General features: G+C 62.7%; 21 protein-coding genes. 11 read left to right on the top strand and 10 right to left on the bottom strand.

Going from position 1 to position 25,591, the window contains the following annotated elements:
* Window positions 1-86 precede the first annotated feature (86 nt).
* From U0004_RS04140 to U0004_RS04130, 3 genes are all read right to left on the bottom strand, one after another.
* Window positions 87-503 (bottom strand): SRPBCC family protein, encoded by a 417-nt coding sequence (locus tag U0004_RS04140; RefSeq protein ID WP_071653432.1) that lies wholly within the window; start codon window positions 501-503, stop codon window positions 87-89.
* 140 nt (window positions 504-643) lie between these two features.
* The gene (locus U0004_RS04135; protein ID WP_070259900.1) at window positions 644-1,342 is read right to left on the bottom strand and encodes a dienelactone hydrolase family protein; all 699 of its coding nucleotides are present in this window, start codon (window positions 1,340-1,342) and stop codon (window positions 644-646) included.
* Window positions 1,343-1,430: 88 nt separating this feature from the next.
* Entirely contained in the window at window positions 1,431-4,550 is a 3,120-nt protein-coding gene (locus U0004_RS04130) for a polymer-forming cytoskeletal protein (RefSeq protein ID WP_139144275.1), read from the bottom strand.
* Between the two features lie 154 nt (window positions 4,551-4,704).
* Here U0004_RS04130 and U0004_RS04125 point away from each other — a divergent pair, with 154 nt between their 5' ends.
* On the top strand, window positions 4,705-5,709 hold the full coding sequence (locus tag U0004_RS04125) for a GlxA family transcriptional regulator (protein WP_070259904.1): 1,005 nt from the start codon (window positions 4,705-4,707) through the stop codon (window positions 5,707-5,709).
* 4 nt (window positions 5,710-5,713) lie between these two features.
* Here the strand turns inward: U0004_RS04125 and U0004_RS04120 are convergent, their stop codons facing one another.
* Entirely contained in the window at window positions 5,714-5,947 is a 234-nt protein-coding gene (locus tag U0004_RS04120; protein ID WP_034784311.1) for a hypothetical protein, read from the bottom strand.
* Window positions 5,948-6,062: 115 nt separating this feature from the next.
* Complete coding sequence (locus U0004_RS04115) at window positions 6,063-7,169, bottom strand: S-(hydroxymethyl)glutathione dehydrogenase/class III alcohol dehydrogenase (RefSeq protein ID WP_070259906.1); 1,107 nt, start codon at window positions 7,167-7,169, stop codon at window positions 6,063-6,065.
* A gap of 258 nt (window positions 7,170-7,427) precedes the next feature.
* Here U0004_RS04115 and U0004_RS04110 point away from each other — a divergent pair, with 258 nt between their 5' ends.
* The 3 genes from U0004_RS04110 to U0004_RS04100 all read left to right on the top strand — a co-directional run bounded on the left by U0004_RS04110 (window position 7,428) and on the right by U0004_RS04100 (window position 10,290).
* Window positions 7,428-8,876 (top strand): PQQ-dependent sugar dehydrogenase, encoded by a 1,449-nt coding sequence (locus U0004_RS04110; RefSeq protein ID WP_070259908.1) that lies wholly within the window; start codon window positions 7,428-7,430, stop codon window positions 8,874-8,876.
* Window positions 8,877-9,007: 131 nt separating this feature from the next.
* Complete coding sequence (locus U0004_RS04105; protein ID WP_034784316.1) at window positions 9,008-9,451, top strand: thioesterase family protein; 444 nt, start codon at window positions 9,008-9,010, stop codon at window positions 9,449-9,451.
* Between the two features lie 41 nt (window positions 9,452-9,492).
* Window positions 9,493-10,290, top strand: a complete 798-nt coding sequence (locus U0004_RS04100; protein WP_217495275.1) for a substrate-binding periplasmic protein — start codon at window positions 9,493-9,495, stop codon at window positions 10,288-10,290.
* Here the strand turns inward: U0004_RS04100 and U0004_RS04095 are convergent.
* Both U0004_RS04095 and U0004_RS04090 read right to left on the bottom strand, forming a co-directional pair.
* On the bottom strand, window positions 10,278-10,820 hold the full coding sequence (locus tag U0004_RS04095; RefSeq protein ID WP_070259909.1) for a DUF3016 domain-containing protein: 543 nt from the start codon (window positions 10,818-10,820) through the stop codon (window positions 10,278-10,280). The two genes, U0004_RS04100 and U0004_RS04095, sit on opposite strands and share 13 nt — an antisense overlap.
* Before the next feature lie 157 nt (window positions 10,821-10,977).
* Window positions 10,978-11,475 carry a DUF3016 domain-containing protein gene (locus U0004_RS04090; protein WP_070259921.1) on the bottom strand — a complete coding sequence of 166 codons (498 nt, stop codon included), beginning with the start codon at window positions 11,473-11,475 and terminating at the stop codon, window positions 10,978-10,980.
* 435 nt (window positions 11,476-11,910) lie between these two features.
* Between U0004_RS04090 and U0004_RS04085 the strand changes: the two genes are divergently transcribed.
* Window positions 11,911-13,416, top strand: a complete 1,506-nt coding sequence (locus tag U0004_RS04085) for a DUF3369 domain-containing protein (protein ID WP_070259910.1) — start codon at window positions 11,911-11,913, stop codon at window positions 13,414-13,416.
* A 255-nt stretch (window positions 13,417-13,671) separates the two neighbouring features.
* Here U0004_RS04085 and U0004_RS04080 read toward each other — a convergent pair whose 3' ends face one another.
* Entirely contained in the window at window positions 13,672-15,618 is a 1,947-nt protein-coding gene (locus U0004_RS04080; protein ID WP_070259911.1) for a GAF domain-containing sensor histidine kinase, read from the bottom strand.
* A 185-nt stretch (window positions 15,619-15,803) separates the two neighbouring features.
* Between U0004_RS04080 and U0004_RS04075 the strand changes: the two genes are divergently transcribed.
* The 5 genes from U0004_RS04075 to U0004_RS04055 all read left to right on the top strand — a co-directional run bounded on the left by U0004_RS04075 (window position 15,804) and on the right by U0004_RS04055 (window position 23,497).
* Complete coding sequence (locus U0004_RS04075; protein ID WP_070259912.1) at window positions 15,804-17,351, top strand: C13 family peptidase; 1,548 nt, start codon at window positions 15,804-15,806, stop codon at window positions 17,349-17,351.
* Between the two features lie 42 nt (window positions 17,352-17,393).
* Window positions 17,394-17,756 (top strand): cation efflux protein, CzcI family, encoded by a 363-nt coding sequence (czcI, locus tag U0004_RS04070; RefSeq protein ID WP_070259913.1) that lies wholly within the window; start codon window positions 17,394-17,396, stop codon window positions 17,754-17,756.
* Between the two features lie 91 nt (window positions 17,757-17,847).
* Window positions 17,848-19,086 carry a TolC family protein gene (locus U0004_RS04065; RefSeq protein ID WP_147284976.1) on the top strand — a complete coding sequence of 413 codons (1,239 nt, stop codon included), beginning with the start codon at window positions 17,848-17,850 and terminating at the stop codon, window positions 19,084-19,086.
* 12 nt (window positions 19,087-19,098) lie between these two features.
* Entirely contained in the window at window positions 19,099-20,316 is a 1,218-nt protein-coding gene (locus U0004_RS04060) for an efflux RND transporter periplasmic adaptor subunit (RefSeq protein ID WP_070257734.1), read from the top strand.
* Window positions 20,317-20,341: 25 nt separating this feature from the next.
* The gene (locus U0004_RS04055) at window positions 20,342-23,497 is read left to right on the top strand and encodes an efflux RND transporter permease subunit (RefSeq protein WP_070257733.1); all 3,156 of its coding nucleotides are present in this window, start codon (window positions 20,342-20,344) and stop codon (window positions 23,495-23,497) included.
* A 70-nt stretch (window positions 23,498-23,567) separates the two neighbouring features.
* On the opposite strand, the gene U0004_RS04050 is transcribed toward U0004_RS04055, so the two are convergent.
* On the bottom strand, window positions 23,568-24,077 hold the full coding sequence (locus tag U0004_RS04050) for a hypothetical protein (protein ID WP_070257732.1): 510 nt from the start codon (window positions 24,075-24,077) through the stop codon (window positions 23,568-23,570).
* A gap of 365 nt (window positions 24,078-24,442) precedes the next feature.
* Here U0004_RS04050 and U0004_RS04045 point away from each other — a divergent pair, with 365 nt between their 5' ends.
* Entirely contained in the window at window positions 24,443-25,081 is a 639-nt protein-coding gene (locus U0004_RS04045; RefSeq protein WP_167468627.1) for an Npun_F0296 family exosortase-dependent surface protein, read from the top strand.
* An 84-nt stretch (window positions 25,082-25,165) separates the two neighbouring features.
* On the opposite strand, the gene U0004_RS04040 is transcribed toward U0004_RS04045, so the two are convergent.
* Window positions 25,166-25,402 carry a hypothetical protein gene (locus U0004_RS04040; protein WP_139144203.1) on the bottom strand — a complete coding sequence of 79 codons (237 nt, stop codon included), beginning with the start codon at window positions 25,400-25,402 and terminating at the stop codon, window positions 25,166-25,168.
* Window positions 25,403-25,591: the final 189 nt, after the last annotated feature.

Genomic DNA, 25,591 nt, shown 5'->3' with positions numbered 1-25,591 from the left:
TAGCGGTGAACTAACCCGCAAAGCAAAAAAGGCCGGGGTCAGACCCTCAGGGTCTGACCCCAGTATTTGCCGTTAGCCCTGGCAAATCAAATTGCCATGATGCGTTTCAGGTCCACGAATGCGGTTTCGTACAAATGTTGAAACGCGCCGGTCATGACTTCTTCCACGCCTTCGGCCGCGTCGAACTCGCTCGACCATTCCGCCACGCAGGAAGCGCCGCCCGGTTCGCCCGTGACGCGCAAAGTAGAACGGTAGTTCTTGACGGGGATCGGGCCCGAAACGATGGTGTAGCTGTAGCTCTTGTCCGCTTCGCTGTAGCTTTGCAGGCGTTCGGCGATGATGGCGCCGTCCGTGGTTTTCAGGCGGCGCACGCGGCCGCCGTGCTCGGACAGGCTGGTCTTGATCGAGCTAGACCATTCAGCCAGCGACTGGAAGCCGCCGATAAAATCCCACACGCGTTCGGCGCTTGCCGCCAATGTTACAGAAACAATTACTTGGGCCATCTTTAATTCGGTTCCTCATCCAGGTTTGCCGGGCGCCGTGCCCGGCCGGCCGGAGTTGCCCGGCACAGCCGCTATTTTAACGCCCATGCGGCGTTGCTGCTGGGCGGAAAATAGCAACAGGCCAGCCTGGCGAGGCAGTCTTACAGATTTTCTGCCAGGAAAATCAAGGAATTGCCATGTGCCTGGGCAGCGGCGCGCTGCTGGTAGCTGTCGCGGTGGGTGCAATTGAAACCGTGCTCGGCGCCCGGGTAGATATGGATTTCCACGTCTTGCCGGTCTTCGAAGCGCTCGGCGATCTTTTGCACGGCTTCCGGCGGGATATGGCTGTCCTGGCCGCCGAAATGCATGAGCAGCGGCACCTGGATCCGGTCAGCCAGGTCCAGCTTGTTCTGGATGCCGCCGCCGTAATAGGCGATGGCAACATCGACCAGACCGGCCGCGGCCGCCTGGAACGACAGCCGGCCACCGAAGCAGTAGCCGACGGAAGCCAGCTTGCCCGTCACTTCAGGACGCGCGCGCAGGACGACGATGGTGGCCGCGATATCGGCGTCGGCATGCGGATTGTCGGTAGCCTGCATCAGTTCGACGGCGCGCTTCCAGCCGTCCGCGTCATAGCCCAGCTCGATGTGCGCGCCGGCGCGCCAGAACAGGTCGGGCACCAGTACCACGTAGCCATCGGCCGCGTACTGGTCGGCCACGGCGCGGATGTGCTCGTTGACGCCGAAAATTTCCTGCAACAGGATGATGGCGGGGCCCTTGCCCACGTGCGGCACGGCCAGGTAGGCCTGGAAGCTGCCGTCCGGGCCGGCGATATCGATCCACTGCGATGTTGTGCTCATAGAAAACTCCAGTCTGAGGTTGGGGGAATGCCACAGCCAGGCATGTTACTGGTTTTCCCCACTTTCTGCGCCCGCCCTTTGCCCAGGCTTAGTACATCTCGCGCAGGTAAATCACGGGGCCCGACTTGAAGACGCCAAAGACGACGGTGCCCACGGTGCTGGGCAGGTATGCAATGCCGGGCACGGAAACATCGACGCTGCCGCTCTTGCCGACGCCGGGCGCCGCCAGGGTCAGGCGTCTATTCGGCGGCAAGATTCCCTTGTCGAACGTATAAGTAATAGTGGTGCCAACGGGGAATGCAAAATCCTTGCACACCAGGGTTTTCTTGCAATTGGCAAACACCACCAGCGTGTTGTCGAACGCACTGATGCTGTCCAGCAGGCTGGTAACCCAGGTCTTGCCGTCCCAGTACTGCGCCTGCACCGCCAGGCGTACGGGATAGCGCTCGGAACCGTAATCATGCGGCACCATCAGGCGGCCCGTGAGCACGGTCAGTTGCGCTTCCAGGCCATCGGCCGGCGCCGAGCTCACATTGCCAGCCGCCGGATAGGCATACGTCGCGCGCAGCAGCAGCCCCGTCGGCGATGCCAGTGCGGTCGGCTCCTTGGGCACGGCATAGGCGGCGGGGAAGCTGTAGGCGATGGTGCGCGTGGCAAGGCCATTGGTAAAACTGGTGACAGGCACGCCCGTCACGGCCACAGGTGCTTTTGCCCCATCCGTCAGCGTGCTGCCCGATGGCGCCGTGGGCGGATAGCTGTTCTTCCCCGTTGCCGCGTCATAGGGGACCAGCGACACCTGCGTCGTGTTGATGCCGTCATTCCTGGCGTCGAAGTTCTTCGTCTCATTGCCAGCGGCCGTCTGGGCGCGGATGGTCAGATCAAAGGGCTGGCGCGAATACACGGCACGGTCACCGGCGCACACGAGCGGCGCGCTGCACGGGAAAGGAAACGGCATCTTCACGCCCCCCCCGATGTCCACTTGCTTGATGACCAGTTCCGTCACAAAGTGGTGCGGGTAAAAGAGCACGGTATCGCTCGGTCCCGGCGACGTCAAGCTGCTGCCCAGATATCCGTTTTGCAGCGCGGCCGTGAAATTGATCTTGCCCACTTCGGGCCAGACCAGCGGCGGCGCCGCGATGACGCCCCCTTTCTTCACGAAATCGAGATCGCCGCTGACCTGCGGATTGACTACGCTTGTGTAGAGCGGCGCCTGCAGATTACGGTCGAGCACGACTTTTTGCACAGCGACACCGCTTTCGTTGCCAAAGTTCTTCGTCACGGCATCGAGCGCATTGACGGCCGATAACGTGATGGTCGCCCCCGCCACGAGGGGCGCTGCCGCCAGACCCGCGCGCTGCGTCGGCGCCAGCTTCGTGAACAGAAATTTCTTCGGCGCCACGACGACCGTACCGCTGCCGTTCATGTCCAAACCTTTGTCGCTGCCGCTGTCCGGCTTGTAGGAGGCTGTCAGAAGCAGCGCTCCCGCATCGGCATACAGCATGTTCGGTTTGGCTAAGCCGTCGGCGCCGAACGTCACCGTCACCTTGGTGCTCGACCCGCTGCAGCTGCTCTGGTCGCTGGCCGCCAGGGCAACATAACTATTTTTGGCACTGTCAAAGATGCGCGCAGGCAATGTCCCCTTGTCCGGATTGCTGTACCCGCAACTGAGGTTCAAGTCCTTGGTCTGGCTGGCGAACATGGGCACGCACACGTCCCTGTTGCCGGACGAGGTCTGCAAGGCGCTGATTTCCAGTACGGCCACGTCCTCCGCGTAGCGCGGAACGCCGCTTACCTGGAAGCCGCTGGAAAGAAAGCTGATCTGGCAATTGCTCGTGTTGCCGCCGCTCTTGCACACCAGCGCGCCCGTCGTGGCGGGCGTGCTGACCAGGCTCAGGGTGGCGATGCCCACCGTGGTCTGGCGCACCGTGACATTGGCGTTGACGCCGCTGGTATCGATCTGCGTCGGCACGCCGCCCGGGCTGATGGTAACGCTCACGCCATTCTTGTAGACCGCGCTGCAGCTGGCATCCGCGCAGGCAGTCACCTTCACCGTGGGCACCTGGCAAGTAAGCGCCGTCAGCGGGTGCTCGATCTGGAAATGGTGCAGTCCGCTCGGCGTACTGGGCCCGCACTTCGGCCCCATCGGTTCATTGAAAGCCCAGCCGCTGTTGTTCGTCACGCAACTGCACGGGTTCGATGGCGTATACGCCTTGCAAGTGATGGTTTGCTGCACCCGGCCCTGCCAGCCCAGAGTGATGTGGTCGACCAGCGCATTGCCCGTGATATAGGCGTTGGACGAGTCCAGCGTGACGTTGCCGCCCTCGACGTTGCCCTTCACGCCATTGCCGGAGGCGATGCTCAGGGAGCTGGACGCTTTCACGTCGCCCGTGACCAGCAGGCCGGACGCCTTCAGGTCAATGGTCGGCGACGTCAGGTTGCCCTTCACCTGGCTGCCCGAACCGACTGTCAGCGAGGTACTGGCCGTGATATCGCCCTGCACCTGGCTGTTCGCTGCCTCGATGCTGACGACGGGCGCCTTGGTGGTGCCATTCAGGTTGCTGCCCGAACCGAGGCTGAACGCATTGACAGCCGTCACGTCGCCTGTAATCGACACGCTGGAACTGGTGGTGATGCTGCTGCCGTTGACGGGTCCCGTTATGGTCGAGCTGGAGCCGATGCTGACGTTGCCGCTGGCCTTCACGCTGCCCGTGATCGTGACCTTGGAGTTGCCGCTGATCGAGCCGCCGCTGATGGCGCCATTCAGCGTCGAGCCGGAGGAAATGTCGATATTGCCCGTGGCCGTGATATTGCCCGTCACCTTCACGGGCGTGCCGCCCAGGGAGACGGACGCCGCCGAGATATCAGCCACGAGCACGGTGCCGCCCTGCGACCCCACCTTGAAATTGCCGCCCTTGGCCGTCAGGCTGCCGCCCGTGATCTTCAGATTGGGCGGATTGACATTGCCGATGTCGATATTCTTGTTGGCAGTCAGGGCCGCCGTGCCGCTCATGCTCAAGCCCTGGTTGTAGTCGATGCTCACATCGCTGTTGACCGTCACGCCATAGCCGCTGGCGATGACGACGTTGTCGGTGCTGCCCATGATCAGGCTGGCGCAAGTATATTGGTTGCTGGACGCCGGCAGAGTGCAGCCGCTGACGGCGCCGCCATTGAAGTTGAGCGTCACCGCGTGGGCAAGGGATGAGCCCAACAGCAATGTCAGGGCGGCAAAAAAATGGAGTAAGCGCACGATATTCAGGAATCCGATGGGTGGGGAGCCAGCGGGCGCGCGGATTATTTCATGCTAACCTACGCCATCGCCGTTGTTGCATTATGGCAGTATTTATCCCCCTCGCGCATATCGCATGATCAAGCAAAACCCCAAAGAATTCCCCCTGCGCACCGTCGATATCATCGTCTATCCCGGTTTCAAGGCGCTCGAAGCCATCGGCGCCATGAAGGTATTTGACTACGCCAACACCCATTTGCGCTTGCGTAACCTGCCCGGCGGCTACGACGTGCGTATCGCCTCGACGGCCATCGGCCCGGTCGAGTCGGACACCCTGATGTCTTTGCACGCCAGCAAGGCGCTCGATGCCAGCCGCCTGCCCGACCTGGCCGTCATCGTCGGCTGCCACCACGTCGAGCAAGTCTTGCAGGATATTCCCGCCCTCGCCGCCTGGGTAGTCGAAGCGGCACCCCGCATCGGCACCCTGGCGGCACTATGCACGGGCTGCTTCTTCCTGGCCGAGGCGGGCGTGCTCGACGGCAAGAGCGCGGCCACGCACTGGAGCGCCGTGGACAGTTTGCGCCAGCGCTATCCATTGATACAGGTCAATGCCGATGCGATCTTCGTGCGGGAAGGGAAATTCTGGACGTCGGCCGGCGTGACGGCCGGCATCGACCTGGCGCTGGCCCTGGTGGAAGACGATTTCAGCCGCGATATCGCGCTGGAAGTGGCGCGCGACCTGGTGGTGTACTTGAAGCGACCGGGCGGCCAGTCGCAGTTTTCCGTGCACCTGTCGAGCCAGATGACGACGCATCCGACCATCCGCCAGTTGCAGGGCTGGATCATGGAGCATCTTGCCGAAGAGCTCACCGTACCGCTGCTGGCGGCCAGGCTGGCCATGAGCGAGCGCAATTTTACGCGCGTGTTCCAGCGCGAAACGGGCACCAGTCCCACGGAATTCATCGACACGGCCCGCTTCGAAGTGGCGCGTCGCTTGCTGGAGGACAATGTGTCCTCCTTAAAACAGGTGGCCGTGCAGGCGGGCTTGCATAGCGAGGAGAGGCTGCGCCGCCTGTTTCAAAAGAAACTAGCCATCACGCCGCGCGACTACCGCGAGCGCTTTTCCAGCACGGCGCGCTAGGACGTCAGCGCGGCTTGCCGTGGCGCACGTGGCGCGTGGCCAATTGGCGGCTCTGACGGGCCAGCGGTGTAAACAGCAGTGCGCACAGCAGATACGTGGCCAGCAGCGCCAGCCAGATGGCGGGCGTGGCAAGGCTGGCGGCATTGCTCCACCACAAGGCCAGCAGGGAAGACAGGGCCGCGCCGAGGAAGACGGGCAGCATGCGGCGCAAGGTCGCGAGGTAGGCAGTGGCAAACATGGACGGCTCCCAAAGCAAGGCGGATGTCTTCACACTAGCAGGGGCAGGCGGCGAAGTACAGCCTGCCGCCCTGCCCCGTCCGTCAAGTGTTGCGCAATGAGTACATCCGATGAAATTAGTACAACACGACGGAACGGATTGATTCGCCGCTTTTCATCAGGTCGAAGCCCTGGTTGATGTCTTCCAGCTTCAGGCGGTGCGTGATCAGGTCGTCAATATTGAGCTTGCCTTCCATATACCAGTCGACGATCTTCGGCACATCCGTGCGTCCCCGCGCGCCGCCAAAGGCCGAACCGCGCCATTCGCGCCCCGTCACCAGCTGGAATGGCCGCGTGGAAATTTCCTGGCCGGCCGCCGCCACGCCGATGATGAAAGACTTGCCCCAGCCCTTGTGCGTGCACTCGAGCGCCTGGCGCATCAGGGTCGTGTTGCCCACGCATTCGAACGAGTAATCGGCGCCGCCATCCGTCAGCTGCACGATGGCGTCGACGACGTTTTCCACCTCGTTCGGGTTGATGAAATGCGTCATGCCGAACTTGCGGGCGATGGCCTGGCGCGCCGGGTTGATGTCGATACCGATGATCTTGTCGGCGCCGACCATCTTCGCCGCCTGGATCACGTTCAGGCCGATACCGCCCAGGCCGAACACGGCCACGTTGGCGCCCGCCTCGACCTTCGCCGAGAACAGCACGGCGCCCACGCCCGTCGTCACGCCGCAGCCGATGTAGCACACCTTGTCGAACGGCGCGTCGGAGCGGATTTTTGCGAGAGCGATTTCCGGCACGACGATGTAGTTCGAGAAGGTCGATGTGCCCATATAGTGGAACAGCGGCTGGCCATTCAGCGAGAAGCGGCTGGTGGCGTCCGGCATCAGGCCGCGGCCCTGCGTGGAACGGATGGCCTGGCACAGGTTCGTCTTTTGCGACAGGCAGAACTTGCACTGGCGGCATTCCGGCGTGTACAGGGGAATGACGTGGTCATCCTTTTTCAGGGTGCTCACGCCCGGGCCCACGTCGACGACGACGCCGGCGCCTTCATGGCCGAGGATGGCGGGGAAGATGCCTTCCGGATCGGCGCCGGACAGGGTGTAGTAATCGGTATGGCAAATGCCCGTGGCTTTCAGCTCGACCAGTACTTCGCCGGCGCGTGGGCCGGCCAGGTCGACTTCTTCGATGGTCAGCGGGGCGCCCGCCTTCCAGGCAATCGCGGCTTTGGTTTTCATGTGTGTCATTCCTGCTCGGTTTCAGATGCGCCATTATCGGGCGGTTGCGGGCGCGGCGGTACCGCTGGACCCGCGCTTGTCTGAAAACGCGGCGCATTTGTCCGATGCCGCCGTACCGTGCAGCAGCGCACGGAAGCGTGCCCCATGCGAGGCGTACGCTTGCGCAAGCTCAATCGTGCCGACGCCAAAGCGCGCATTCTTGCAGCAAACCTAGTGTCATACCGTGCAGCCGTTTCATCGTTCCCGCAGGAGACTGACATGCGCCACTTCCTATCCCGGCTTTCCCCTGCCTGGCCAGCTTTGCTGCTGGCCTGCTGCCTGAGCCTGCTGGCATCGTGTGGCGGGGGCGGCGGCCACCATCCGCCTGCCGCCGGCACCGGCAGCCTGAATGTCAGCATCGGCGGCTTGCCGGCCGGCGTGGCGGGCGCCGTCACGGTGGGCGGTCCCGCGTCATACAGCAAGGCGCTGACGGCGAGCACCACGCTCACCGGCCTGGCGCCCGGCGCCTACACGCTCAGCGCCGCCAGCGTGGCGCAAGGCACGGGGACGCTGGCGCCCACGCCCGTCACGCAGCAGGTGCAAGTCAATGCGGGGGCGACGGCCAGCGCCAGCGTCCTGTATGCGGCCGCCACGCCGCTGGCCCTGGGGCTGCAGGAAGTGGCCAGCGGCTTGAGCGCGCCCATCTTCCTCACGGCGCCGCCCGGCGACAGCCGTTTGTTCATCATCGAACGGGCCGGCCGCATCCGCGTGATGCAAAATGGCAACCTGCTGGCCACGCCCTTCCTCGACATCAGTACGCTCACCACCACGAGCGGCGAACGGGGCTTGCTGTCGCTGGCCTTCCATCCGCAATACGCCAGCAACGGCTATTTCTTCCTGTATTACACCAACCTGGCCGGCGATATTGTCATCGAGCGGCGGCAAGTGTCGGCTGGCAACGCCAACGTGGCCGATCCCCTGTCCGCGCTGACCATCCTGACGATGGCCCACCCCACGTTCAGCAACCACTATGGCGGCTTGCTCAGCTTTGGACCGGACGGCTATCTGTATGCGGGCACGGGCGATGGCGGCAGCGCGGGCGATCCGCCCGGCAATGCGCAAAACACCAACGTGCTCTTGGGAAAACTGCTGCGCCTGGACGTCAACGCCAGCAGCGTCGCCCAACCGTATGCCATTCCGCCGGGCAACCCATTTGCGGCGGCAGGCGGGCGCCCTGAAATCTGGGCCTACGGCTTGCGCAACCCGTGGCGCTACGCTTTCGATGTGCCGGCCCAGCTGCTGTACCTCGCCGACGTGGGCCAGGGCAACTGGGAAGAGGTCGATGTGCGTCCCGTGGGCCAGGCGGGCAACAACTATGGCTGGAACATCATGGAAGGCGCGCACTGCTACAACAGTGCCAGCTGCAACCAGGCGGGGCTGGTCTTGCCCGCCATCGAATACGGCCACGATGCGGCCGGCGGCTGCTCGATCACGGGCGGCTATGTGTACCGGGGGGCGGCCTTGCCGGAGCTGGCGGGGCAGTACCTGTATTCGGACTATTGCAGCGGCTGGCTGAAGAGTTTCAGCTACAGCAATGGCACGGCATCGGCCGTGACAGACTGGGGCATCACGAACGTGGGTAACATCCTGTCGTTTGGCCAGGATGGTCAAAACGAGCTGTACATGCTGAGCGGCACGGGCAAGGTGTACAAGATCGTCCGTAAATAGGCGTACGCAAACCTGCGTGCCAGTGAAGCGGACGGCACGCACGCGGCTGAGGGCATTTTTCGACGGGACGCGGGGAACCGGCTAGAATTGACATTTCCGCCGCGCCCTGCGCATCAGACCAAGAGAACACCATGGCCCGTTTGAAACTTGAATTTCCTGAAGACCAGTACTGCTATTCCTCGCAACTGACGGTACGCACGACGGACATCAATGCCGGCAACCATCTCGGCAACGATTCCATGATTTCCATGATTTCCGAGGCGCGCGCCCGCTTCCTGTTCGAATATGGCGTGCGCGACATCGAAGCGGACGGCACCGGCATCATCGTCACCGACCTGGCCACCACCTACCGCGCCGAAGCCCATGCACGCGACCAGCTGCTGTTCGAAGTGGGCGTCATGGATTTCAACAAGTATGGCGGCGACATCACCTTCCGCATCACGCGCCCGCGCGACAACACCCTGATCGCCATGGCCAAGTCCGGTTTTGTGTTCTTCAACTATAAGCTCAGCCAGGTCGTGCCCATGGCGGAAGATTTCGGCAGCAAGTTCCCACAGGTAAACTGGATCGACTGAGGCGCGGTACATTCTGGCCATCATCCTGTATGCTTATCAGGATGTCATGCAAAATTAACCTGCGCCACACCGGCGCCTGCCTGCTGGCCGCCTGCGCGATGGCGGCACCCGGCATCGGCCATGCCGCGCCGCAAACCGTCATCCTGTACGGCGACGACGATTATGCACCGTACAGCTATGTGGAAAACGGCGTTTTCAAGGGCATGTATGTCGACATCCTGCGCCTGGCAGCCAGTGCGATGCCCGATTACCAGCTGGAACTCCAGCCACGCCCCTGGAAACGGGGGCTAGCCGCGCTGGAAAAGGGCCAGGTTTTCGGCCTGTTTCCACCCGGACGCAAGACGCAACGGCCGTACGTGCAACCGTATTCGGCCATGCTGTACCGCGAATCAGTGGTCCTGTTTTGCCATGATGCCGTCATGCGCACGCCGCGCACGCGGTTTCCCGCCGACTTTGCCGGCCTGACCATCGGCGTCAATACAGGTTTTTTGCTCTCGGAAAAACTGATGGCGCCGGCCCGCGAGGGGCTGCTGCGCCTGGAAGCGGCCAAGGGCAATGAAGCCAACCTGAAAAAACTGGCCTTGCGGCGCATCGATTGCTACGCCAGCGACCGCGGCGCGGCGCGCCACACGGCGCGCCAGCTGGGCGCCGAACTGGCCAGTTACGGCTTTCAATTGCACGAAGTGCTGGAATTGTCGTCCGAAGCCACCTACATCGCCTACAGCGCGCGCAATACGCCCGCCTACAAGGCCGATTTCATCCAGAAGATGAATGCCGCCCTGCTTGCCATGCGGCAGAACGGCGAGCTGGCGCGGATCGAGGGTGCCTACTTGCCCTGAACTTGCGGCGGTGTCAAGGAGCTTACCGGATTGCTGCGGCCCTTGGGAGTGATATCAAAGGCGCTTTTAAACCAATCATCGATCAACTGCTTTTCATAGCGCAACGCGTCACCGCTGGAATAGCGATTGAGACGCTGCAGATACGCCATATCGGACATGGCGGATTCGCCACTGGCAATGACCTTGCCATTTTGCTCGAGCACATAACGCAGACGCATGCGCGGCCAGTCACTTTGTCCATTCAGCACGCGCAGGTCACGGCCACCATGGCGTCCCGGCTCTTCGCGTCCCGCCATATCGACATCGGTGACTTCTATCTTCAGTTCCTGTCCCGGCCGCAAGCGCTTGCCGAGGAACTGAAAATGTTCTTCTAAACCCTTCAGCACATCTTGTCGGTCATGCGGTTTGAACGGCAAATCTGAAAACTCTTCCGGCTTGGCAAAAGTCACTTCAACGCCGGCAAAAGCACTACTGCTGGCTACCAGCATCACGGCGGCTATCCAGGTTTTCGTCGCTCTCGAAATGCGCATACAGTATCCCTTTCAAAAAGTCTTACAAGCGGGCAAGCTCCGAAATGCCATTCATCGCGGCACCTTGCTTAAATATACATCAAATGGGAATTTCTGTAGCGCAATATATCAAAAAAGACAAATAACGTCCTGACCCGCATCTCACCTTGCTGGCAACTTATTTACGCATTGATGGCTTTTTTTGCGTCTTGAAGGTGTCGGCAAACCAGTCATCGATCATCTGTTTCTCGTAACGCAGCTTGTCGCCGCTGGAATAGCGGTTGATGCGCGTCAGATAGGACATATCGGACAGGGCTGCATCGGCATTGGCGATGACCTTGCCATCTTGCTCCAGCACATAGTGCAGGCGCATGCGCGGCCAATCGGCCCCGCCGGTCATCACGCGGAAATCCTGGGTGGAGCGCATGGCGGGATTTTCACGGCCAGCCATGTCCAGATCCGTCACATCGATCTTCAGGGTTTGCCCAGGCTTGAGCGACTCTCCCAGTTTCTCGAAATGCGCCGTCAAGTCCTTGAGCACTTTCTCACGCTCCGTCTGATCGAAAGACAGGTCCGTGAATTGTTCCGGCTTGGTGAAATGCACTTCCGTGCCCGCCCAGGCGGCGGTGCTCGCCAGCAAGGCAAGACCAGCAATGAAGGTACGCGTCGTTTTCATGATGAGTCCTTTCAGGAATGTGGATGGCGCTCCGGCCATTCTTTACGTTTTAATATAGCGCGATGTGTTTCATTCTAAAGAGAAACTAATACATTGTTACTTTTCTTGCGCCGTGTAACGAACATGGCGCAGACACAGACTTTTTTTCCAGATTCATTGGCAATATTAATTAAAACAAAGTATTGTCTTGAAAATATAGTTGCCTAAGCGATAAAGTATACATCGTGTCGCCAGCGTGGATTTAAAGTGCTTTTTTGATATGCATGTTGCATGAATTTAGTCAATTATTCTTGCTTGTTGTTAATACTTGGCTGTCAGTCTACAATCGATAAAATGCGCCCGAAAAACGCGCAACGCCAGTAGTGGCGCACAGGCAAGCCTGGCGCGGGCGTCTCAGCATTGCGTCAGTTATGCCTTTTAGCGGAACTCGCCCTTATGTCATTTTTGTCTTCAGCCTCACCCAAGTTACCTCCCTGGAAAGTCCTGCTCGTCGATGATGAACCCGACATCCACGACATCACCAAACTGACGCTGAGCCGTTTTCGCCTGGAAGGCCGCGCCCTGAGTTTCGTGCATGCGTACAGCGGCGCCGAGGCCAAGCAGGTGCTGGCGCGCGAAGAAGACATCGCGCTGGTGTTTCTCGACGTGGTGATGGAACGCGAAGACAGTGGCCTGGAAGTGGCGCGCTGGATGCGCGAAGACCTCGGCAACCAGTTTACGCGCATCGTGCTGCGCACGGGACAGCCGGGACAGGCGCCGGAAGAACGGGTGATCGTCAACTACGACATCAACGACTACAAGGAAAAGACGGAACTGGACCGCACCAAGCTGTTCACCACCACCTTTGCCGCCCTGCGCGCCTACCGCGACATCATGAAGGTGGAAGAGGCGCGCCAGGCCCAGCTCCATTACCGCGAGGGGCTCGAGCGCGTCATCGCCGCCTCGGCGCACATTTTCAAGCAGCGCAACCTGCGCGACTTCGCCAGCGGCCTGCTGCAGCAAGTCGTCGCCCTGCTGCGCCTGGAAACGAGCATGCTGCTACGCCTGCGCGGCGCCAGCGCCATCTCGGGCGAACAGGATTATGAAATCCTCGCGCAGATCGGCGACACGGACGACGGCATCCTCAGCCCGTCCCTGCTGTCACAGCTGGACGATGCCAAGAGCAACAAGATCTCGCGCCTGCACGGCGACACCTATGTGGGCTACTTTCCCAACAGCAGCGGCAAGGCCTCGCTGCTCGTGTTGAAAGGCGTGGAAGAAATTTCCGACCTCGACGCGCAATTGCTGGAAGTCTTCTGTTCCGGCGTGGCGATCGCCTTCGACAACATCCTGCTGACGCAGGAAATCACCGATACCCAGGCCGAGCTGATCCTGCGCCTGGGCGACGTGGTCGAATCGCGCTCGCACGAAGGCGGCAACCACGTGCGCCGCATGGCCGAAGTGTGCCAGCTGCTGGCGCAGGCCTCCGGCATGTCGGAAGAGGAAACCATGGTGCTGCGCCACGCGGCACCCATGCACGACATCGGCAAGATTTCCACGCCCGACGCCGTGCTGCTCAAACCGGGCAAGCTCGACGCGGCCGAGTGGGAAATCATGAAACAGCATCCGACGGTGGGCATGTCCATCCTCGACGGCTCGCAGCGCCCGCTGTTGAAGGCGGCCGCCGTGATCGCCCACCAGCACCATGAAAAATACGACGGCAGCGGCTACCCGCAAGGCCTGGTCGGCGAGCACATCCACAAATACGCGCGCATCGCCGCCGTGGCCGACGTCTTCGACGCCCTCATGCACAAGCGCTGCTACAAGGACGCCTGGCCCCTGGAACGCGTGGTGGGCTACCTGCGCGAAGTGAGCGGCAGCCACCTCGACCCGCAGTATGTGGAGTTGCTGATTGCGAACCTCGACGAAGCGCTTGCGTTAAATCAACGTTTCCCGGATTAACAGGCCGGATTACCCAAGAGCCAAGTGCCCCCTAAGCGATACGCACACCAGCAAACCACGCTTCGGCCCAAGACCCCAACTTGGGCTCTCCGGGCCAAGCGGGCCTGAAAAATGTCGAGGGCAAGGCGCGGCGACGCAGACAGTACGCATGTACGGCAAGGAGCCGCAACGCCGCCATCGGCATTTTCTCAGGCCCGCGTCTCCGGCCCGCCATTTTTAGCCTGGCCGCCGGCGTCGGATTACGCGGCCTTGCCGCTAATCCGACCTACGTGGCTCCAGCGGAAAGCGTATCTTGTAATGCAATCCCATGCCCGGCGCGCTGACCACCTTCACCGTGCCGCCCAGCGGCCCCGTCACCAGGTTGTACAGGATATGCGCGCCCAAGCCGCTGCCGCCGGAACCACGCTTGGTCGTGAAGAAGGGGTCGAACAGCTGGCCCAGGGTGGCGCTGTCCATGCCCATGCCGTCGTCGCTGTAGTCGAGTTCCAGCATCTCGCCGGCCGTCCGCACGCTGATCTTGATCTTGCCCGGCTCGCCTTCGGCAAAGCCATGCACGAGTGAGTTGACCACCATGTTCGTGACGATCTGCGAGACGGCGCCCGGATAGCTGCGCAGCTGCACCTCGGGCGGGCAATCGATGTCCACCTTGATCGGCTTGCCCTTGAGCTTGGGCTGCAGCGACAGCAGGATTTCGTCGAGGTATTTACGCAAGTTAAAGCTGCGCAATTCATCCGACGACTGGTCCACGGCCACCTGCTTGAAGCTGCGCACCAGCGCCGCGGCGCGCTGGGTATTCGTCGTCATGATGCGCAGGGTCTGGTCGATGATATCGAAAAATTGCCGCAAGCCATCTTCATCGAGCTGGCCCCCTTCCAGGTCTTCGCGCGTGAGCTTCAATTCCTGCACCAGATGGCTGGTAGCCGTCACGCAAATGCCCAGCGGCGTATTGATTTCATGCGCCACGCCTGCCACCAGGCGGCCCAGCGAGGCCAGTTTTTCCTGGCGCACCAGTTCCGACTGCGCTTCCTGCAAGGCGCTCAGGGCGCTGTTCAGGGCCGCGTTCTGGTCTTCCAGCGCTTCCTTGGCCTGGCGCATGGCGTTGTCGGCCTGGATGCGGGCCATCGCCACGGCCACATGGCTGGCCATGAAGGCCAGCACGTCCAGTTCCGCCTGGCCATATACGACGGACGTGTCGTAGCTTTGCACGATGATCACGCCATATTTCCGGTCGCCCAGCAGCATGGGCGCGCCCATCCAGCTGGCGATGCCGACATTGCCCAGCGGCTCGTCCATTTCGCCGCTGGCCACCAGCGCCGCATAGCTGCCTGCATCCAGCAGACAGGCTTGCCGGCGCGCCAGCACATACGAGCTCATGCCGATGCCGTAATGAAAGCGTTTCACGGGCGCCTGCGCATCCTTTTCATCGACGAAATACGGGATCGTGATGTCCTTGTTGTCCGGGTGATACAGGGCGATGAGGAAATTTTTTGCCGTCACCAGTTCGCTGATGATGGCGTGCAGGCGCGCGTACAGGGTCGTCGCATCGGAAGCCTGCGCCGACAGGTTGGCGATTTCATACAGCGCATGCTGCAGGTTTTCCGCGCGGCGCCGCTCGGCCACCTCGTGCGCCAGCAGGGCCGTGCGCTCCTGCACCGCCTTTTCCAGCCGGTCCATGCTTTGCATGCCTTGCAGCGCGCTCGATACGTGCGTGGCGATCAGCGCGAACAGGGCCTGGTCTTCCAGGCTGAAACGGTGCTGCGCGTCATAGCTCTGGATAACGATGGCGCCCAGCACCTGGTGCTGCTGGTCCAGCAGCGGACAGCCGATCCAGTGCTCGGCCGCCGTGCCGCCGCCCCAGGCGCCGCCGCCGATGGCGCGCATGGCGTCGTCGTCGGCCGTCATCACCAGTTGCTTGCGGTTGACGATGACCCAGGCCGTGGGCGACTGCGCGGCGCTGGCCAGGCGCACGCCCTCGTCCGGGTCGGGCGCGGCGTCGAACTCGTCGACAAAATAGGGAAAGCGCACGAGGCCATCGTCACGGTCGCTGAGCGCCACGTAAAAGTTCGCCGCATACATGATGCGCCCCAAGGCTGCATGCACCGCCTGCAGGAATTCACTGATATCGCTGCAGGTGCTCGAGCGCTGCCCGATTTCCAGCAACACGGTCTGGACGGCTTCCAGGCGGCTGAGACGGCTTTCCATGGGTGACTATGTACCTTGTGCAAGTATATGTTCTGAAAATCAATATTATCAGTTCAGCCCAGCCTTGGCACGGCATAAAACGGAGAATCTTGCCTTGAAACAGAGCAACACACGCCACGCGCGCATTTGCCACGATGGCAATACAGTGGCAGACTAGGCCCCTTCCTACAGACCAGACCGTCCTCATGACTGCCACGCTACGCGCCTCGCTTCGCCCCTACACCCTCGCCGGCCTGCTGGCCTTTGCCGCGCTGGGCATGCCGCCGCTGTGCGCCGCGCCAGCCAAGGCGCCGGCGGCGGAAACGGCCGATGGCGGACGCTATTTCGGCCCCCTCGTCGCGGGCAAGATGCATGGCCAGGGCCGGCTCGAATACGCGAGCGGCGCGTTTTACGAAGGGGGCTTCGCGCGCGGCGTGTTTTCCGGCCAGGGCAAGCTGCGCCAGGCGTCCGGCGTCGAATACACGGGCGCCTTCCGCCAGGGTGCCTTCGACGGCATCGGCCGCTACACCTCGCCCAAGGGCGAGATTTATGCGGGCAGCTTCGTCAAGGGCAGCTTCGAGGGGCAAGGCCGCTTCCAGGGCGCCGACGGCGCCACCTTTGAAGGCCATTTCAAGCACTGGCGCCCGCACGGCGCCGGCAAGCTGACCGACACGGACGGCACCGTCTTCGAAGGCGAATTCGTCCAGGGCCAGGTGCAGGGCAAGGCGAAAGTCACCACCAGCGACGGCATCCATTACGAAGGCGAGCTGAAAGACTGGAAATTCGAAGGCGAAGGCGTGCTGCGCACGGCCGACGGCGACGAATACCGGGGCGGCTTCAAGAATGGCCAGTTCGACGGCAAGGGCGTGCTGCGCTATGCAGTGGCGCAGGCGGACGGACGGCGCGAAGACAGCGGCAACTGGACGGAAGGCCAGCTGGACGACCCGGCCCTGGACAAGCTCACGCGCGACAATATCGAGCTGGCCCTGTACGGCCAGCAATCCTTGCTGGAACGCAGCCTGGCCGGTGTACTACCGCGCGACGCGGCGAAAAAGATCAATCTGTATCTGCTGGGCGTGGCCGGCGATGGCGCGCAGGAAGTGTTTCACCGCGAAACGGCCTTCGTGCAGCGCCAGTTCGACCGCGACTATGGCACCGTAGGGCGTTCCTTGATGCTCGTCAACAGCCGCAACACGGTGGCGCAACAGCCGATGGCCACGCGCACCAGCATAGCCGCCAGCCTCGACGCGCTGGGCGCGAAGATGGACAAGGCCAACGACATCCTGTTTTTGTTCCTCACCAGCCACGGCTCGCCCGAGCACGAACTGGCGCTGGCGCAAAACGGCATGGACCTGCACAGCCTGCCCGCGCAAGAGCTGGCGTCCATGCTCAAGCACAGCGGCATCCGCTGGAAAGTCATCGTGATCTCGGCCTGCTATGCGGGCGGCTTCATTGCGCCACTAAAGGATGACAACACCCTCATCATCACGGCCGCGCGCAGCGACCGCACCTCGTTCGGCTGCGACGACCAGAACGATTTTACCTACTTCAGCGAAGCGTATTTCAAGGAAGCGCTGCCAAAGAGCGCCGGCTTTGCCGAAGCCTTCGACAAGGCCAAGGTGCTGGTGCAGGCCCGTGAAGCGGCCGACTTCGGCGAAGGCGGCATGGAGACGGAAGAGCATTCCGAGCCGCAGCTGTTCCAGGGCAAGGCCATCGCCGCGCAGCTGAAGGCGTGGCGCGCCCAGCCGCGCTAAGCGCAGCACGGCCGCCCGCCTTTCTGTACAATAGCCGTCACCATGCGCCGATTCTTCCTCATTTTGCTGCTGTTCGTGCTTCCGCTCCAGATGTCCTGGGCTGCGGCGAGCGCGTATTGCCTGCACGAGGAAGGCAAGGCGGCGCAGCACCTGGGCCACCACAGCCACCAGCACAAGGCCGATGCGGACAAAAAACCCGCCGGCGATAAAGCTGAGCAGCAGAAAAAAGGCCAGCCGCACAGCGATTGCAATGTCTGCCATGGCATCGGCCATGCGTGGCTGCCGGCCGGCTCCAGCCTGCCCGTCGGCGACACGGCCTCCGTGAATGCGGACACTTCCCCCTTCTTTTACGCTTCCCACATCCCGGACGCTCCCAAGCGCCCTGACTGGTCGTCGGCCACCTAGGCCGACGGGGCGTTTCAATCACTTTTCGCAGTAAGCCAGGCGCCAGCCTGCGCGTCCCGTCGAATTCTTTTCCATGCTTTTGGAGAATTCGATGTACCGATCCATCTATCTGTTATTACTCTCCGCTGGCCTGCTGGCTGGCAACTTTGTCCATGCGCAAGCTCCACAGGAGACTGCCGGCCCCCTGACCTTGCCTGCCGCGCTGCTGCTGGCCGAGGGCGGCAACGCCACTTTGTCCGCTGCCCGCCATGAACTGGCGGCGCAAGGGGGCGCCCTGCAACAGGCGCGCGCCCTGCCCAATCCGGAACTGCAAACCGTGCTGGAAGACACGCGGCGCGCCACGCGCAGCACCACCGTGCAGCTCAACCAGCTCATCGAACTGGGCGGCAAGCGGGGGGCGCGCGCCGCCGTCGCCCAGCGCGGCGCAGACCTGGCGCAAGCGGGCCTGTCACTGCAGCAGGCGGAAACCCGCGCCGCCGTGACTTCCGCCTTTGTCGACGTGCTGGCGGCGCAGGAAGGCTTGCGCCTGGCCGACAGCGCGCAGGCGCTGGCCGCGCGCGCCAGCGACATCACGGCGCGCCGGGTGACAGCCGGCAAGGCTTCGCCCGTCGAGGAAACCCGCGCCAGGGTCGCCGAAGCGAGCGTGCGGCTGGAGCTGAACCTGGCCCGCAGCACACTGGCCAGCGCCCGCAAGCGCCTGGCCGCCCTGTGGGGCAACGCCACGCCACGCTTCAGTGTCGCCGAAGGACGCCTGGAAACCGTGCCCGAGCTGCCCCCGGCCAGCGAACTGGCGGCGCGCCTGGAGCAAGCCCCGGCCGTGCGCCAGGCGCACAGCGCGCTGGCCCAGCGGCAAGCCATGCTGGACGTGGAACAGCGGCGCGCCACGCCCGACGTCACGCTCAGTATCGGCATGAAGCGTTCGGAAGAGCTGGGCCGCAACCAGGCCATCATCGGCCTGGCCTTGCCGCTGCCCCTGTTCGACCGCAATGCCGGCAACAAGCTCGACGCACTGCGCCGCAGCGACAAGGCCAGCGACGAGCTGGCTGCCGCCCGCATCGCCGTGCAAACGGCCGTGGCCGCCGCTAGCGAACGCCTGGCCACGGCCCGGCTCGACGTGGAAAGCTTGCGCCAGGACATATTGCCCGGCGCCCAGAGCGCCTACGACGCGGCCAGCAAAGGCTTCGAGTTTGGCAAGTTCGCCTTCCTCGACGTGCTCGATGCCCAGCGCACCTTGCTGCAAGCCAAAAACCAATACCTGCGCGCGCTGACGGAAGCGCAGCACGCCGCCGCCGACATCGAGCGCCTGCTGGGCACACCAGCTCCCCTGTAAGGAATACCCTCCATGAACATCACATTGAACAAGAAACAGGCGATCGCCATCGTCTCCATCGCCGCCGCCGGCATCGTGCTGGCCATCCTCATCCTCGGCACGGGCAAGTCCAGCGCTCCTCCTGCCCCTGCCGTCAAGGCGGAAGCACATGCTGAAAAGAAAGACGAACACGGCCACGATGAAGTGGAAGGCAAGCTGGAATTGACGGCGGCCCAAAGCAAGGCAGCCGGCGTCGTCATCGCGACGGCCGCGCCCGGCCGCATCAAGACGACGGTCGCCCTGCCCGGCGAAATCCGTTTCAATGAAGACCGCACGGCCCACGTCGTGCCCCGTCTGGCCGGCGTGGTGGAAGCCGTGCACGCCGACCTGGGCCAGCTGGTCAAAAAGGGGCAAGTGCTGGCCGTCATCGCCAGCACGGAACTGTCGGAACAGCGCAGCGCACTGCTGTCGGCGCAGCGGCGGCTGTCGCTGGCCCGTTCCACGTATGAGCGCGAAGAAAAACTGTGGCGCGAGAAAATCTCGGCCGAACAGGATTACCTGCAGGCGCAGCAAGCGTGGCGCGAGGCGGAAATCGCCGTGCAGAACGCGCAGCAAAAGCTCAGCGCGCTGGGCGCCAGCGGCGCCGGGACCGGGGCCAGCAAGGGTCCGCTGAACCGCTACGACATCCGCGCGCCGTTCGACGGCATGGTGCTGGAAAAACACATCACCCTGGGCGAGGCCGTCAAGGAAGACGCGAACATCTTCGTCATTTCCGACCTGTCGACCGTGTGGGCGGAAATCGCCGTGCCGGCGAAAGACCTGGCCACCGTGCGCATGGGAGGCAAGGCGGAAGTGAAAGCGTCCGCCTTCGATGCCAGCGCGCAAGGCACGATCACCTATGTGGGCGCGCTGCTGGGCGAGCAGACGCGCACGGCCAAGGCACGCATCAGCTTGCAGAACCCGGACATGGCCTGGCGCCCGGGCCTCTTCGTCACGGTGGAAGTGGTCTCCGGCGAAGCGGACGCGCCCGTCACCGTGCACAGCACGGCCATCCAGACGGTGGAAGACAAGCCCGTCGTCTTCGTGCAGGTGAAAGATGGCTACCAGGCCACGCCCGTCGTGCTGGGCCGCAGCGATGGCACCTTGACGCACATCAAGCAGGGGCTTGCCGCCGGCACGCCGTACGCGGCGCAAGGCAGTTTTGTCCTGAAGTCCGAGCTGGGCAAGGACTCCGCCGGCCACGAACACTGATCACGTCAAGCCAAAGGAAACCATCATGTTTGAACGCTTGATCCGCTTCGCCATCGACCAGCGCTGGCTGGTGATGCTGGCCGTGGCCGCCATGGCTGGCCTGGGCATCTACAGCTATCAAAAGCTGCCCATCGACGCCGTGCCCGACATCACCAATGTGCAGGTGCAAATCAATACCCAGTCCGCCGGCTATTCGCCGCTGGAAACCGAGCAGCGCGTGACGTTCCCCATCGAGACGGCCATGGCCGGCTTGCCCAACCTGGAACAGACGCGTTCGCTGTCGCGCTATGGCCTGTCGCAAGTCACCGTGATCTTCAAGGATGGCACGGACATTTATTTTGCGCGCCAGATGATCAACGAGCGCTTGCAGGAAGCCAAGGAAAGTCTGCCCGCCGGCATCACGCCGAAGATGGGGCCCGTCTCCACGGGCCTCGGCGAAATCTACCTGTGGACGGTGGAAACGCAGGACGGCGCGAAAAAGCCCGATGGCACGCCTTACACGCCGACGGACTTGCGCGAAATCCAGGACTGGATCATCAAGCCGCAGTTGCGCAATGTCACGGGTGTCACGGAAATCAATGCCATCGGCGGTTACGCCAAGCAATACCAGGTGGCGCCGTATCCGGAAAAACTGGCCGCCTACGGCATCAGCCTGCAAGACGTGGTGACGGCGCTCGAGCGCAACAACAGCAATGTGGGCGCCGGCTACATCGAAAGGCAGGGCGAGCAGCTGCTGATACGCGCGCCGGGCCAGGTGGCGTCCAAGGACGACATCGGCAACATCGTCGTCGCCAATGTGCAGGGCGTGGCGATCCGCATCCGCGACGTGGCCGACGTGGTGCTGGGGCGCGAGCTGCGCACGGGCGCGGCCACGGAAAACGGCCGTGAAGTGGTGCTCGGCACGGTCTTCATGCTGATCGGCCAGAACAGCCGCGCCGTCTCGCAAGCCGTCGACAAGAAGATGCTGGAGATCAACCGCAGCCTGCCGAAAGGCGTGCACGCCGTCACCGTGTATGACCGCACGGTGCTCGTCGACAAGGCGATCAATACGGTGAAGAAAAACCTGCTCGAAGGCGCCGTGCTGGTGATCGCCATCCTGTTCCTGTTCCTGGGAAATATCCGCGCGGCCGTCATCACGGCCATGGTGATTCCGCTGGCCATGCTGTTCACGTTTACGGGCATGGTGCAATACCATGTGAGCGCCAATCTGATGAGCCTGGGCGCGCTGGACTTCGGCATCATCATCGATGGCGCCGTGGTGATCGTGGAAAACTGCGTGCGCCGCCTGGCCCATGCTCAGCAGAAACTGGGACGGCCGTTGACCTTGCAGGAACGTTTTCACGAAGTGTTTGCAGCATCGCAAGAAGCGCGACGCCCCCTGCTGTATGGCCAGCTGATCATCATGGTCGTGTACCTGCCCATCTTCGCCCTCACGGGCGTGGAAGGCCGCATGTTTACGCCGATGGCCCTGACGGTCGTCATCGCCTTGCTGGGCGCCATGCTGCTGTCGATCACCTTCATCCCGGCCGCCGTGGCGCTGTTTATCGGCAACAAGGTGGCGGAAAAGGAAAACGCCATCATGCGCGCGGCCAAGCGCTGGTATGCGCCGCTGCTGGACAAGGTGATGCGCAACACGCCCGTCGTGCTGACGGGCGCGGCCGTGGCCGTCGTGCTGTCGGGTTTGCTGGCCACGCGCATGGGCAGCGAATTCGTGCCCAGCCTGAACGAGGGCGACATCGCCATCCAGGCCCTGCGCATCCCCGGCACCAGCCTGACGCAATCGCTGGCCATGCAGCAGCAGCTGGAACGCAAGCTGATGGCAAACCACAAGGAAATCGCGCGCGTGTTCGCCCGCACGGGAACGGCCGAGATCGCGTCCGACCCCATGCCGCCGAATATTTCCGACGGCTACATCATGCTCAAGCCCCGCGACCAGTGGCCGCAACCCGGGAAATCGCGCGAGCAATTGTTGGCGGAAATCGAAGCGACGGCCACCAGCTTGCCGGGCAACAACTACGAGTTTTCGCAGCCGATCCAGCTGCGCTTCAATGAACTGATTTCCGGCGTGCGCAGCGACGTGGCCGTCAAACTGTTCGGCGACGACATGGGCGTGCTCGACGGCACGGCGGCGAAGATCGCCGGCGTGCTGGGCAAGATACCGGGCGCGACAGAGGTAAAAGTCGAGCAGACCACGGGGCTGCCCATGCTGACGGTGCAGATCGACCGCGAGCAGACGGCCCGCTACGGCCTCAACATTGCCGACGTGCAGGCGGCAATTGCCACGGCCATCGGCGGGCAAGAGGCGGGCACCCTGTTCCAGGGCGACCGCCGCTTCGACATCGTCGTGCGCCTGCCCGACAGCCTGCGCAGCGACCTGGAGCAGCTCAAACGCCTGCCCATCGCCCTGCCCCTGGGCGCGGCGGCGGAAGGCCGCGCGCGCTTCATCCCGCTCGGCGAAGTGGCCAGCCTGCAAGTGGCGCCGGGGCCGAACCAGATCAGCCGCGAAGACGGCAAGCGCCGCATCGTCATCAGCGCCAACGTGCGCGGGCGCGACATCGGCTCGTTCGTGGCCGACGCCACGCAGCAGCTGCAAGCGCAGGTGGCCATTCCCGCCGGCTACTGGACCAGCTGGGGCGGCCAGTTCGAGCAATTGCAGTCGGCCACGAAACGCCTGGAGCTGGTGGTGCCGGTGGCGCTGGCCCTCGTCTTCGTCTTGCTGTTCGCCATGTTCGGCAATGTGAAGGATGGCTTGCTCGTGTTCAGCGGCATCCCGTTCGCCTTGACGGGCGGCATCGTCGCCCTGTGGCTGCGCGGCATTCCCATGTCGATCTCGGCCGCAGTCGGCTTCATCGCCCTGTCCGGCGTGGCCGTGCTGAACGGCCTGGTGATGATCGCCTATATCCGCCAGTTGCGCGAACAGGGCATGCCCTTGCAGGAGGCGATACGCGTAGGGGCCATCACGCGCTTGCGGCCCGTGCTGATGACGGCGCTGGTGGCCTCGCTGGGTTTCGTGCCGATGGCCATTGCCACGGGCACGGGCGCTGAAGTGCAGCGTCCGCTGGCCACCGTGGTGATCGGCGGCATTTTATCTTCGACGGCATTGACCCTGCTGGTGCTGCCGCTGCTGTACCGGCTGGCGTATGCCGCAAGAGGTAGGTCGGATGAGCGCGCAAGCGCGTAATCCGGCACATTATTGACGCTGGTGGTGGCGTCGGATTACGGCCTTTCAGGCCTAATCCGACCTACGCCTGTCAAGGCCGGCGGTAGCCGCCTTCGATCCAGTTCGCCGCTGATGTGGCGTTGAACTTGAAGGCGGCCGAGGTGCGCACCTTGGCAATCTGTTCGCCGTCGGCGTCGTAGGCGCTCAGTTCCGCGTACGGATGGTCTTCGTCGGGCACGATGTCGAACATCACCTTGATCTGCCCCTCGTCGGTGGCGACGAACAGGTTCTTGTGCAATTGCGCATGCAGCTGCTGCTCGTGGCGGCGCAGCACTTCCGACGCCGTCTTGACCAGCGTGTTGAACGCGTTGACGTCGAGCGGCTTCGGGTTTTTCTTGTCGCGGCCCATGGTCCATGGGCCCACCAGCGCTGGCTCCGGTTCGCCATCCTTGATCATGGCCACGGCCCAGCCTTCATCTTCCTCGTTCTTGATCACGCGCGCCGTCCAGCCATTGCCTACCCACAGGCGCGGCTCCTGGACCGGGGCGTCATTGTCTTGCTCGGCTGCTTCGTCGGAAAAGTCGGGAAAATCGGTACTCATGGCGGTGCTCGTGATGGAAGGTCGGGGCTAGCATGATAGTCGAAAACGCCCGCCCGTGCCGCCTTGCCTTGAGGTAAAGAGCTGCCCGCCATAGACGATCCCGGCGATAAGGCAAGGATACAAATTAGAACACTTACTCTAGCAATCGGCCTTTGATATTGCTCAAGTAAACCTATTATTAATTTGCAATCTGAATTGTGTTTTTTATATTTCAAATATTGCATTTAGTAATGCTTGGCCACAAGAAATTTTCCCAATGCGACGCCCCTCGCCCCTGCACGCCGCACGCATCGCCACGCCAGGCACTCCTTTCGGTCATGACCGCTGTACACAATATACATATAAACATACTAGAGGGACTCAACATGAAAATCTTGACTACGCTGGCCCTGGCCACGCTGACGGTCGCCGCAGGTACCGCAAGCGCCGTCCCCACCTTCACTGCCGGCGGCACGGCACTGGCAGGGGAAGGCCTTGTCACCTCGGTCGCAGGCGCCACGACGATCAACTTCAACGATGGCTTACTACCAAGCAACTACACGGGTGCCGTGTTTACCAGCAACCACCCCAGCTATGCCGCGCAACCGCCGAATGACTTGACGGCCTTCTATTCCGTCGGCGTCTCGGATGGCCAGATCACGCCAGGCACGGCCACCTTCAGTGGCGGACTCAGCTATTTTGGCTTTTACATGGGATCGCCCGACACGTACAACAGCATCGTCTTCACCATGGGCGACAGCAGCACAGTCATTCTGACCGGTTCGCAAATGGCCGCCCTGGGCGGCGTCAGCCCGAATGGCGACCAGTCCGTCGGCCTGTATATCAACGCCTGGGCTGGCGAAGGAGCGAAATTCACCTCGGTCGCCTTCCATTCGCCGAACACGAACGCGTTTGAAAGCGACAACCACGCCTACATCGCCGCCGTGCCGGAACCGGGAACATACGCCATGCTGCTGGCCGGTCTGGGCCTGCTGGGTTTCATGCTGCGCCGCAAAGCGTCATAACGCGGCCATGCGCAAGCCAAAGCCCGCGACGCGGGCTTTTTTCACAACCAGCCATCGCATGGACGGCAACGCTTTATAGCCACCTCAACACATGGACATGGCAGGCCGGCTGGGCCAGGTCAGCGGAGGACCGGGCGGCACCCAGCGCGGGTCGATGGCCGGCAGCGGTGCATGGTAGTTGAATGGGGTGATGATGATCGGCGGTATCGCCGATGGCGCGCCGACGGGCTCGGCGCAGGACTGCGTGGCGCTACGCTGGCGCGTGATTTGATGGTCAGAGGGGGATAGCGATTGATCCCCGGTATCTGCAAACAAAAGCATGTTGCCCTCCTTGCGAGACTGAGGTATTCAGTATAGGACGGCTTGCGCACATTACAAGAAAAGAAATCTTGTTCCAGATCAGCGTTTTTCGTCCCGCCAGCGCCTTCCATACCGTGAAAATGACGGCCTGTCGCACGCCGCTGGCGGCAAGCCGGGCGCGCCCCTACAGTGTGATCATGCAACACCCCA

Source organism: Janthinobacterium lividum (assembly GCF_034424625.1).
GTDB lineage: Bacteria > Pseudomonadota > Gammaproteobacteria > Burkholderiales > Burkholderiaceae_D > Janthinobacterium > Janthinobacterium lividum.
This window is presented reverse-complemented; position numbering and strand designations above follow the sequence as displayed.

Bases quoted from the DNA above. Each gene is read 5' to 3' on its own strand.
- U0004_RS04140 (WP_071653432.1), bottom strand. From the start codon at position 503: ATGGCCCAAGTAATTGTTTCTGTAACATTGGCGGCAAGCGCCGAACGC.
- U0004_RS04135 (WP_070259900.1), bottom strand. From the start codon at position 1,342: ATGAGCACAACATCGCAGTGGATCGATATCGCCGGCCCGGACGGCAGC.
- U0004_RS04125 (WP_070259904.1), top strand. From the start codon at position 4,705: ATGATCAAGCAAAACCCCAAAGAATTCCCCCTGCGCACCGTCGATATC.
- U0004_RS04120 (WP_034784311.1), bottom strand. From the start codon at position 5,947: ATGTTTGCCACTGCCTACCTCGCGACCTTGCGCCGCATGCTGCCCGTC.
- U0004_RS04115 (WP_070259906.1), bottom strand. From the start codon at position 7,169: ATGAAAACCAAAGCCGCGATTGCCTGGAAGGCGGGCGCCCCGCTGACC.
- U0004_RS04110 (WP_070259908.1), top strand. From the start codon at position 7,428: ATGCGCCACTTCCTATCCCGGCTTTCCCCTGCCTGGCCAGCTTTGCTG.
- U0004_RS04105 (WP_034784316.1), top strand. From the start codon at position 9,008: ATGGCCCGTTTGAAACTTGAATTTCCTGAAGACCAGTACTGCTATTCC.
- U0004_RS04100 (WP_217495275.1), top strand. From the start codon at position 9,493: ATGTCATGCAAAATTAACCTGCGCCACACCGGCGCCTGCCTGCTGGCC.
- U0004_RS04095 (WP_070259909.1), bottom strand. From the start codon at position 10,820: ATGCGCATTTCGAGAGCGACGAAAACCTGGATAGCCGCCGTGATGCTG.
- U0004_RS04090 (WP_070259921.1), bottom strand. From the start codon at position 11,475: ATGAAAACGACGCGTACCTTCATTGCTGGTCTTGCCTTGCTGGCGAGC.
- U0004_RS04085 (WP_070259910.1), top strand. From the start codon at position 11,911: ATGTCATTTTTGTCTTCAGCCTCACCCAAGTTACCTCCCTGGAAAGTC.
- U0004_RS04080 (WP_070259911.1), bottom strand. From the start codon at position 15,618: ATGGAAAGCCGTCTCAGCCGCCTGGAAGCCGTCCAGACCGTGTTGCTG.
- U0004_RS04075 (WP_070259912.1), top strand. From the start codon at position 15,804: ATGACTGCCACGCTACGCGCCTCGCTTCGCCCCTACACCCTCGCCGGC.
- czcI (WP_070259913.1), top strand. From the start codon at position 17,394: ATGCGCCGATTCTTCCTCATTTTGCTGCTGTTCGTGCTTCCGCTCCAG.
- U0004_RS04065 (WP_147284976.1), top strand. From the start codon at position 17,848: ATGTACCGATCCATCTATCTGTTATTACTCTCCGCTGGCCTGCTGGCT.
- U0004_RS04060 (WP_070257734.1), top strand. From the start codon at position 19,099: ATGAACATCACATTGAACAAGAAACAGGCGATCGCCATCGTCTCCATC.
- U0004_RS04055 (WP_070257733.1), top strand. From the start codon at position 20,342: ATGTTTGAACGCTTGATCCGCTTCGCCATCGACCAGCGCTGGCTGGTG.
- U0004_RS04050 (WP_070257732.1), bottom strand. From the start codon at position 24,077: ATGAGTACCGATTTTCCCGACTTTTCCGACGAAGCAGCCGAGCAAGAC.
- U0004_RS04045 (WP_167468627.1), top strand. From the start codon at position 24,443: ATGAAAATCTTGACTACGCTGGCCCTGGCCACGCTGACGGTCGCCGCA.
- U0004_RS04040 (WP_139144203.1), bottom strand. From the start codon at position 25,402: ATGCTTTTGTTTGCAGATACCGGGGATCAATCGCTATCCCCCTCTGAC.